This window comes from Sulfobacillus sp. TH-112 (genome assembly GCF_057473405.1).
Genome location: NZ_JBYCKN010000088.1, coordinates 1 through 7,568 on the forward strand (window position 1 = coordinate 1; position 7,568 = coordinate 7,568).

Below are 7,568 nucleotides of genomic sequence, written 5' to 3' on the forward strand. Positions count from 1 at the left end.
GATGTCCTGAAGATCAATAGTGCGCGATGAGGGGGAAAGCAAGTCATGAAAGCAGCCGTTTTACATGGGGTAGGCGCGTTGACGATCGAAGAGCGTCCCGAACCGGAAGTCGTGATGCCGTATGACGTGAAGGTGCAGGTGCAGTCTATCGGACTATGCGGCTCAGACATTCACTATTATGAGTTGGGCCGCATTGGCAACTTTGTTGTGAATGCGCCCATGGTACTTGGGCACGAGACGGCAGGAGTGATTGTTGAGGTGGGGCAATCGGTCTCTCACCTTAAGGTGGGTGACAGGGTCGCTTTAGAACCGGGAATTCCTTGCGGTCAATGCCTTTGGTGTAAGACGGGGACATACAATTTGTGCCCGGAGGTGAGGTTTCATGCAACTCCGCCCATCGACGGTACCATGCAATCATTTGTGGTGCATCCAGCCAGTTATGTATTTTCCGCCGGCGATCTACCCGCAGATGTGGCGGCACTCGCCGAGCCGCTCAGTGTAGGCGTGTTTGCCGCCCGTGAATGCGACATTCAATTGGGCCAAGAGGTTTTAGTGGTGGGGGCGGGGCCGATTGGGCTTTTAACCGCCATAGCCGCCAAAGGTCAAGGTGCTCGTGTGATGGTGATCGACGTGGATCGGCGTCGACTTAAGGTAGCGGAAGCTCTAGGATTCGAGGTTGCCACCGATAAGTCGGTGGATGTGGTGTTGGAATGCTCAGGGAGTCGTGACGGGGTACGATTAGCCATGGAACGGGTGCGCCCCGGCAAAACCATTTGTTTGATTGGTATGGGAGAGGCGGGAGCGAGTCTCATTGACGGCCTCGATATCGTCATCAAAGGCATCACGATAAAGGGGGTTTTCCGCTATGCCAATACCTTTCCGGCCGCGCTCGCCTTGTTGCAACGCGAAAAGGAGCACCTCGGACCATTTCTCAATGCGGCCATTTCCCTAGAGGAACTGCCAGAGTATATGCAAGAGAAACAATATCAGTCACATCTGAAGACGATGGTGCACATCGATTAAGAAGGTGGACTTTCATCGAGCGTGACCACCATAGTGTGACACTCGACATTATCAGATAGGAGGGAGCGGTATGCACGACCGTATATTGGAGGTGCTGAAATCAGAACGCTTGGTAGGCATTGTGCGTTCGGAGAATGTCGAAGACGCGGACAAGAAGATGCACCGGCTCATAGTAGGCGGCGTGCGATTGATTGAGATGACATGGACAGTGCCGCATGCAGCAGAACTTCTTCAAACGGCGCGACGCAACCCTGCCATTTTTTGCGGTGCGGGCACGATATTGGATGCGAGTATGGCACATGAGGCCATGGAAGCCGGGGCTCAATATATCGTGGCTCCGAACTTTGACCCGGAAGTTGCCGAATTTGCCCGAGAACGCCAGCTACTATATATCCCTGGCGTATTTTCAGCGACCGAGGTGGCCCGCGTACTCCGGTCAAAAATCACGCTCATGAAGCTCTTTCCAGCAGCCACCGGCGGCGTCGACCATCTAAGAGCGTTGCACGAACCGTTTCCCCAAGCACAATTTTTGGTGACGGGAGGAATTACCACCCAAAGCGGACCACAGTGGATGAGGGCGGGAGCCTTGGCGCTGGGATTAGGAGGTGGATTGGGCCACCTGTCTCTAGAAGAAATTCGTCGCTTTCGCGGTACCATTGCGGGTAATGAGCCATGAGCCGCGTATTGACCGTAGGAGAAGCTCTGGGCGTGTTCGCTGCCACGCGGTGCGGACCGCTCGCTGTAGGCTCTCCGATGGTGCTGTCCATCGCTGGTGCCGAGCTTAACACCGCGATTGCTATGGCGCGGTTGGGAATCTCTGTCGAAATGGTCGGGGCTGTTGGTAATGACCGTACGGGCGATCTCATTTTGCGGACATTGCGGGGGGAGGGAGTCTCGACCTGCGCGATGGAGATTTTGCCGTATCCTACCGGACACTATGTCAAAGAATGGTACGGCCTCGGCCTGGAACCCAAGGTATACTATTTGCGGCAAGGAAGTGCTATGACGTACTGGAGGGGAGACACGGGAACCGGAGACCTTTTCATAGAGACGGCATGGATGCATACCACCGGGATCACCTTTATGCTGGGAGCAGAGTTGCGGGAAGTCGCCATCCAGTTTTTACATCGTGCCCACGCCCAGGGATTAAGACAAGTCTCGTTAGATATCAACCTGCGTCAGATGCTCGGATCTGTGCATCACTGGAGAGAGATGCTAAAGAGGGTCTTGCCTTATGCTTCGATTATTTTTGCCACCCGCAAAGAACTCGAAGAGGTATGGAATATTTCCTCGGTAAGCGATCTTTGGTCAGGGGGCACGCTCGCCGATTCGACGGTATTGGTCGTCAAAGAGGTAACGTGCGCAAAGGTCTACGTTGAGGGCGAAGTGATTGCCGAAGCTCCCCGGATTGCGGTGGCTCAGGTGGTGGACGTGGTGGGAGCTGGAGATGGGTTTGCTGGGGGCGTGATTGCCGGTCAAATGCGGGGATTAGACTGGCAAGAGAGCCTTAATGTTGGGCAAATCGTGGGTGCCTTCTCGGTGGCCTCTCAAGGCGACTGGGAGGGATACCCGGACTGGAAGACCGTTCGGGCGGTTCAACAGCAACGATGGATTGACCGTTAGTTACGAATCGACGCCAGGAGCAAAATGATGATTCCACAATATACCTGATACTAAAATGGCGATCGCGTCCTCACTGTGATGGGGGCCAGCCATGAATCCCACAATTTCTTCTTGTTCGGGGCTGGTGGTGATCCAGAGGTTCGTCGACAGCGCCTGGACTAAAGATTTCTGCTTCGGCGAATGGTAGAGAGAATAGAGAAGCGATGAGAGGTCGTTGGCGGTTAAATAGTTGGTTAAGGACGCGCCGGTAAGATCATTCACCTCGCTGAGTACTCCAACGTTTAGAGGCGGCGCCGACGGCCCTAACGCGTTCAGCAACAGGTCTGACGACAGGATAGATGGGGAAGACAGCGTGTCATTCACCACCGCGGTGACGGCCATGGGCGGTGCTGTAGCCAGCACGGCGCTCAACGGAGCGCTTGTGATGGCGTTCGTCGTGCCACTTAGCGTGATGCCCACATCTTTGAGATCGTTGTCGAAGACCGATGCACAAAAGCGGCCCGGGTCAGGCAGGGATTCGGTCAGGGTGGCGGTAGTATTGGGGGAGATATTCCCGGTAATTACAAAGGTATTAGTGCCGATCTTCAGGTGTGCGTGGAGGTGGGTCGACGATCCGTATCTGACCGTGATGTGATTGATGAACGTAATGGGTGCCGTGGAAGGTTCCGAGGTGATGGTTGCAGAGGTTCCACTGGAGCCGCCGTGGACTTTCATTTGAACCAAACCGCCGTTGAGCCATAGCGAGGAATTTGGGGGAGCGAATGGTTTCCCTAAATCATTCCATGGCATGGTTTGAGGCCACCGGTGTATTCCGCTCACGGTAACGGAGTTGACATAGTCCAGATTTCCTTGCACCGTTCTTACCCCGTCTCTTTGCAACATGGTGGCCCAGGCAGCGAGATTTTCATAGCTGAGATTGTTGTCGTTTCCATTAATAATGAGATTGCCTTTTAAAATGCCACGGTGGATCGCTCCGGTAGCGAGGAGCTTTGCTGGTGGAAGGTCACTTGGCAGGCTCTGTAGGGCAGCTTGATCTAGCCATAGACGTGAAGCCAGACCCGAACGAATCAGTGTCCCACCCGATTGTTGAAAGAGAGGGTCCCCGTTTATGGCATTAATGAGCGAAATCCCTACATCATCTCCATTGGTAATATCGGGGATTTTCTGCAAAAGGGATTCGAGCGATGCGGGGAGAGACCCGCTGGGCAATTCGTCCGCGTCGGATGAACTGGATGAAGAAATGACTGGTGAGGCGGCGAGCGTCGTCATCATTTCATCGACGGCGGACTGCGGATAGGCATTGGCCGCGGTTGGCATGCCATCATCTAGGATGGCGAATGCGATGATGTCGCCGTTGACATTCTTCACATATCCAGCCAGGTTCCACTGATTAGCTAAATTCCCGGTCTTGACCCAAATTTGTGCACCTGTGGGCAGAGGGTATGACCACTTGGGAGGGCAGAGGATGCCGCAGGCGGTGGGATCGTTCAGATGAATGAGCGAATGCCGGAGTGTTTTTCCCCAGGACTCGGCATGGGCATAGGATAAGAGCTGAACGACTTCTTGAGAACTCATCTGATTTAATGGGGAAAGTCCTGACCCATCGACCTGGACTCGGTTTGGACTCACGTCGGCGGACTTTGTAAATGTGTTCATGACCTGAACTGCTTTGCGGAGCGATCCGTTTCCTAACGTCCGATAGAGGTTTTCGGCCATCTGGTTAATGGAGTATTGGTTCTGTGTAACCAACGTTTCCTGCAGTGGTTGCGAGGTGAGCGTGGCAATGGTTCGAGCATTGGACGGAGTGTTGTCTGCGATGGAGGGATTTCCGGTAAAGTGAACTCCGTCAGTTGCCAGAGCCGATTGAAAGAGAGAGGCAGCGAAGAGGGCCGCTTTACCCACCGATACGACAAAGGATTGTGGGCTCGACCCGAGGGGTAAGGTACCCGTAATCACCAGTTGATTGGTGCCGAGCCGGCGGGTGGCCGATACGGTGGTAGAGGAGGATGACGACCCCATTCTGGCATTATTAATGATGCTAAAGTACTGCGGGATGGCAATCGGACCATTGAAATTCAACACCACGATAGGCTTTTGACCGACGGACGTAGCGGCCGAGATTGTGACCTCCACTTCGCTGCGCTCAGCCATGAGGGCACTGGTGGAGGCGGCGAAGTTTTGGGAAAGCTCGCCAATGGACCACCCTTCACCATAAGGTGGCCCGGAAAAGGCACTGCTGACGCCGATGACGGCTGTCGCACGGGTGACACGAGCCGCTACTTTTTTTGCTAAGGTACTGAGGTTTGTTCCCCCATTAGCGTCAAGCCAGGGATCGCCATTGCCCACGAGAAATATCGGCCCAGGGTTTTCTGCGGTAGCACTGCTGGGAATCTGTACCGAAGTGTCATAGGTAAACTGTGAGCCTAGGGTCGCCAGAGCTGCAGACGACGTAAATAGCTTGGTGATGGAGCCAGGGGTTAGCCGCACAGATGGATTTATGCTGCCAATAACTTGGCCTGTGGTGAGATTCACCGCATAGGCGCTCACCTGAGAATGCAGTAACGATGGCGACTGGATGAGATGTTGCCATGCTTTCTCTACCGGACTGGACGGAGTTGCAGAATGTGAGGTGGTGTCGAGAGTCACTTCACGGGGCTCTATGCTTGCAAATGTTGTTGGCGATGGGGTGAGTAACTTTTGTGATGTAATCGCCACGGAGTGAGACGAATCCGGAGCGTCCCCGCCCGCTAGAGGAGATGATGCCGGAATGACGAGGGAGGCCATGGCGATCATGGCGCCCCCTAAGATGATTCTTCCCGCGGCACGAACCATTCGGCTTTCGACTCCTCTAGCTAGCACTCAGGCATATTTAATGGATAGAACGCTCAAGCGTCAGAAAAGGTTACCTCTGACAGGCGCTAAGCACCTTTTTTGAACTCGGCAAGGTCCATGATGTGCTAGATTTCATGGTGCGTGGCTTATCACGTGATAGTATGTGGCTTTATCATCTGGGCATGGCGTTGTCCTATGAGGAATTAAGACTTCGTTCATCTCGTCTCCTCGATACCGTCAACGCAGATGCTTTCTAGGAGCGCAACATGGGCCCATAAGGGGCGTTAGATTTGAGAAAATATACCTCAAATAGTATTTTTGCGGATGGGTTGGGATTTTTTCGCTTATAAGCGCTATTCAAGCCAATATCGGGTCATTTATTGGAAAGGATCGCAGAAGTATTTAACTGACTTGAGTGTCCTTCTCGGCATAAAATTGCCTCGTTACGGTAATAATACCCACTGTGGTATATGGGATTATGTTACTCTTAGTAAAGGAACGACAATTAAATCGGGGATATCCCGATTCCATGTGGCGGACTGGTGTGAAGGCAACAACATAGGGGGGACTCATGATGAACGAGATCAATATGCTGGAAATGGCGGATTTGGATGACAAGCAACGGGAAGAAGCCATGGGAGGGTTATTTGCACAACTCGGCACCCTATCTCCGGAGGAACAGAAACAGGCGTTAAGTACGCTCATTTTGCAGATGGCCCAAAAGGCGTCCGACAACCAATACGGCCGGCTATGTAGCACAAATTTAAAATTGGCCTCTTTAATGCCGGATGATCAATTGAAGCCGTTTTTGGGGATCCGCATGCAATCTGCTCACGATTTAGGGGAGCCGTATGCAAGCCGCGATCAAGAAATGGTCATGGACACGCTAAAGAAAATGCCGCAGGCGGTTCAAGAGAAAATTGCGCGTAATCTATAACCGCTCGGGGGGCAGAGGCCAGGGGCCTTTTAGCAGCCGGATAGTTCGTGCGGCGGCATGAGCGGGGATCAGACTATTGCGCGGATGTTGAGCCATGCTGTTTTGTGCGAGGGCGCCAGGCAGCATGGTGTTTTTTGTGTCACTGGTTTGGAATATTCCATCGACAGGACTCTTGGAGGACTTCTGCCGCCGAGGGTTGACAGTGTTGGCAGAGCATTTCTTGAGGCGTCACACACGTGGTCGAGGTGCAAAACTTCGCGGCGCCATGCTTGATGGTGAATGAGAATGAGGTCAATGGCTTACCCGATTGCACATCTGACGACCAATTCGGCTATCATCCTCGACGACGACACGGACTGTGCCACCGGGAGGTACCGCGAAAAAATCGCGGACGCATTCGATGACTTGATTGGGGAAACGATGCTGGACTTTTTTGACGGAATGCCTTTTATGATGCTTGATTTCAGTATTCACGGAGAACGACCCATTGCGGGGACTCAATGAACCGAGCGATGGCCATTACTTGATGTATCCTTACACCTTTGCGTGTCCTTTTGACGACCCGCGTAGCACCCCGCTTGAGGAGCCATTTTTTAGTCCACCTTGTCGAGCGCTCGGTCAGACCGTTTAAACCGCCAAGGCCGAGAGGGGACTACAATGTAAGGGATAGCAAGGGTTTGCGATATTACCTCCGGCGTAAAAATCCTTTGACTCGCGGTAGCTGATGCGAAGAAGTTGCTCGTTACCAGTGAGTTCATGAGGATTTTATCTTGGAAAAGGTATAGAATCGACAGTAATGCGGTCTGGACCGATTCCAGATGGGGAGATATTACGTGAATGGTTTGATCTGTTCCTGTGGTTGAGCATATGAATTGAACCTAGCAATGGAGATTCATCGCCCATCGCGTTTTTCATGATGGTCCGGTAGGAATCGAAGAGGCTTTCTATCGACTAGAAAGTGGCTTCACCAGGCGAAATTCGTGCCAGCTATCTCTTAGATACTAGAGGGGCTGCAACCCGCAGTGAATGTCGCAAAACGCGAAATCCCACCTCCCAGGAGAGCATCGTACGGGTGAAATATTGAGGCTGTGGGACTGGGCCGTTTTGTGGCTGATGGGGATTCATGGGTCTTCGTGGAGATTGTTTCGACTCA

Annotated in this window: 6 protein-coding genes; 5 read left to right on the forward strand and 1 reads right to left on the reverse strand. The window is 53.0% G+C overall.

The window, feature by feature from the left end:
* Positions 1-45 precede the first annotated feature (45 nt).
* The 3 genes from ACOJWD_RS05815 (at position 46) to ACOJWD_RS05825 (ending at position 2,646) form a co-directional block, all read left to right on the forward strand.
* Entirely contained in the window at positions 46-1,023 is a 978-nt protein-coding gene (locus ACOJWD_RS05815; RefSeq protein WP_486992277.1) for an NAD(P)-dependent alcohol dehydrogenase, read from the forward strand.
* Positions 1,024-1,093: 70 nt separating this feature from the next.
* On the forward strand, positions 1,094-1,699 hold the full coding sequence (locus tag ACOJWD_RS05820; protein ID WP_486992278.1) for a bifunctional 4-hydroxy-2-oxoglutarate aldolase/2-dehydro-3-deoxy-phosphogluconate aldolase: 606 nt from the start codon (positions 1,094-1,096) through the stop codon (positions 1,697-1,699).
* Positions 1,696-2,646 carry a sugar kinase gene (locus ACOJWD_RS05825; protein ID WP_486992279.1) on the forward strand — a complete coding sequence of 317 codons (951 nt, stop codon included), beginning with the start codon at positions 1,696-1,698 and terminating at the stop codon, positions 2,644-2,646. Before ACOJWD_RS05820 ends, ACOJWD_RS05825 begins: the two co-directional genes overlap by 4 nt.
* Here the strand turns inward: ACOJWD_RS05825 and dacB are convergent, their stop codons facing one another.
* Complete coding sequence (dacB, locus tag ACOJWD_RS05830) at positions 2,647-5,478, reverse strand: D-alanyl-D-alanine carboxypeptidase/D-alanyl-D-alanine endopeptidase (RefSeq protein WP_486992280.1); 2,832 nt, start codon at positions 5,476-5,478, stop codon at positions 2,647-2,649.
* Positions 5,479-6,052: 574 nt separating this feature from the next.
* Between dacB and ACOJWD_RS05835 the strand changes: the two genes are divergently transcribed.
* Together ACOJWD_RS05835 and ACOJWD_RS05840 are read left to right on the forward strand one after the other, a co-directional pair.
* Positions 6,053-6,415 carry a dehydrogenase gene (locus tag ACOJWD_RS05835; RefSeq protein WP_486992281.1) on the forward strand — a complete coding sequence of 121 codons (363 nt, stop codon included), beginning with the start codon at positions 6,053-6,055 and terminating at the stop codon, positions 6,413-6,415.
* 294 nt (positions 6,416-6,709) lie between these two features.
* The gene (locus tag ACOJWD_RS05840) at positions 6,710-6,919 is read left to right on the forward strand and encodes a hypothetical protein (RefSeq protein WP_486992282.1); all 210 of its coding nucleotides are present in this window, start codon (positions 6,710-6,712) and stop codon (positions 6,917-6,919) included.
* Positions 6,920-7,568: the final 649 nt, after the last annotated feature.